This window comes from Nocardioides albus (assembly GCF_014648255.1).
GTDB lineage: Bacteria > Actinomycetota > Actinomycetes > Propionibacteriales > Nocardioidaceae > Nocardioides > Nocardioides albus.
In genome coordinates this window covers 1-2,321 of sequence record NZ_BMQT01000025.1, presented here as the reverse complement: position 1 = coordinate 2,321, position 2,321 = coordinate 1, and the positions used below count along the sequence as shown (strand labels likewise).

Sequence of the window (2,321 nt, the reverse complement as noted above, 5' to 3'; positions counted from 1 at the left end):
TTTCAACGGAGAGTTTGATCCTGGCTCAGGACGAACGCTGGCGGCGTGCTTAACACATGCAAGTCGAGCGGAAAGGCCCTTCGGGGTACTCGAGCGGCGAACGGGTGAGTAACACGTGAGTAATCTGCCCCAGGCTCTGGGATAGCCACCGGAAACGGTGATTAATACCGGATACGACAACCGATTGCATGATCTGGTTGTGGAAAGTTTTTCGGCCTGGGATGTGCTCGCGGCCTATCAGCTTGTTGGTGAGGTAATGGCTCACCAAGGCTTCGACGGGTAGCCGGCCTGAGAGGGTGACCGGCCACACTGGGACTGAGACACGGCCCAGACTCCTACGGGAGGCAGCAGTGGGGAATATTGGACAATGGGCGGAAGCCTGATCCAGCAACGCCGCGTGAGGGATGACGGCCTTCGGGTTGTAAACCTCTTTCAGCACAGACGAAGCGAAAGTGACGGTATGTGCAGAAGAAGGACCGGCCAACTACGTGCCAGCAGCCGCGGTAATACGTAGGGTCCGAGCGTTGTCCGGAATTATTGGGCGTAAAGGGCTCGTAGGCGGTCTGTCGCGTCGGGAGTGAAAACCAGGTGCTTAACACCTGGCCTGCTTCCGATACGGGCAGACTAGAGGTACTCAGGGGAGAATGGAATTCCTGGTGTAGCGGTGAAATGCGCAGATATCAGGAGGAACACCGGTGGCGAAGGCGGTTCTCTGGGAGTATCCTGACGCTGAGGAGCGAAAGTGTGGGGAGCGAACAGGATTAGATACCCTGGTAGTCCACACCGTAAACGTTGGGCGCTAGGTGTGGGACACATTCCACGTGTTCCGTGCCGCAGCTAACGCATTAAGCGCCCCGCCTGGGGAGTACGGCCGCAAGGCTAAAACTCAAAGGAATTGACGGGGGCCCGCACAAGCGGCGGAGCATGCGGATTAATTCGATGCAACGCGAAGAACCTTACCTGGGTTTGACATACACCGGAAAGCCGTAGAGATACGGCCCCTTTTAGTCGGTGTACAGGTGGTGCATGGCTGTCGTCAGCTCGTGTCGTGAGATGTTGGGTTAAGTCCCGCAACGAGCGCAACCCTCGTCCTATGTTGCCAGCAATTCGGTTGGGGACTCATAGGAGACTGCCGGGGTCAACTCGGAGGAAGGTGGGGATGACGTCAAGTCATCATGCCCCTTATGTCCAGGGCTTCACGCATGCTACAATGGCCGGTACAAAGGGCTGCGATCCCGTGAGGGTGAGCGAATCCCAAAAAGCCGGTCTCAGTTCGGATTGGGGTCTGCAACTCGACCCCATGAAGTCGGAGTCGCTAGTAATCGCAGATCAGCAACGCTGCGGTGAATACGTTCCCGGGCCTTGTACACACCGCCCGTCACGTCACGAAAGTCGGCAACACCCGAAGCCAGTGGCCCAACTCGTAAGAGAGGGAGCTGTCGAAGGTGGGGCTGGCGATTGGGACGAAGTCGTAACAAGGTAGCCGTACCGGAAGGTGCGGCTGGATCACCTCCTTTCTAAGGAGTAAGTGGCCATGAATTCACACAGCATTCGGTTGTGTGGTGATGGTGCTACTCGCTAGTGGAATCGTCGATGAACGACTGGTCGGATACGACTGGTCACCTCAGTACTGTTCTGGCCTTCGGGTTGGGGCGTGGAACCTGGTGGCTGGGAGTGAGGATCGGTCTTGACACACTGTTGGGCCCTGAGGGATCACACAGCATGCGATGTTGAGTGGTTGTCTCTGTGCCTCCTTCGCTTGAAGGCTGCTCGGTATGAGCGCTGGATGGGGTTGTGTGGGCTGGCCGGCGCTGAGTAAGCGTTGGAGTTGATAGTTGGATAGTGGACGCGAGCATCTTGTTTAATAAGAATGCACACACCTTGTAGGCGCTTTGGCCGTATGGGTTTACCTGTCGGTTGGGGTGTTGGTGTGTGCGTGGTCTTCGTAGCGCAGACAAGCTCGATGATTGCCCGCATGTGTGATGCGCGTGTGTGTGGTTGTTGGTTTGTTGTTTTTGTTGAGTGTTTGTGAGAGATAAGCTATGAAGGGCACATGGTGGATGCCTTGGCATCAAGAGCCGAAGAAGGACGTTGGAGCCTGCGATAAGCCCTGGGGAGTTGGCAACCGAGCGTTGATCCGGGGGTGTCCGAATGGGGAAACCCAGCACGAGTCATGTCGTGTTACCCGCGCCTGAATCTATAGGGCGTGTGGAGGGAACGCGGGGAAGTGAAACATCTCAGTACCCGTAGGAAGAGAAAACAATAGTGATTCCGAGAGTAGTGGCGAGCGAAATCGGATGAGGCCAAACCGGTTACCTGTG

At 56.4% G+C, this 2,321-nt stretch carries 2 rRNA genes; both read left to right on the top strand.

Annotated features, from left to right (window positions below):
* Positions 1-2: 2 nt before the first annotated feature.
* Positions 3-1,517, top strand: a 16S ribosomal RNA gene (locus tag IEY84_RS26530).
* A 516-nt stretch (positions 1,518-2,033) separates the two neighbouring features.
* Positions 2,034-2,321 (top strand): 23S ribosomal RNA (locus IEY84_RS26525); the annotation flags it as partial.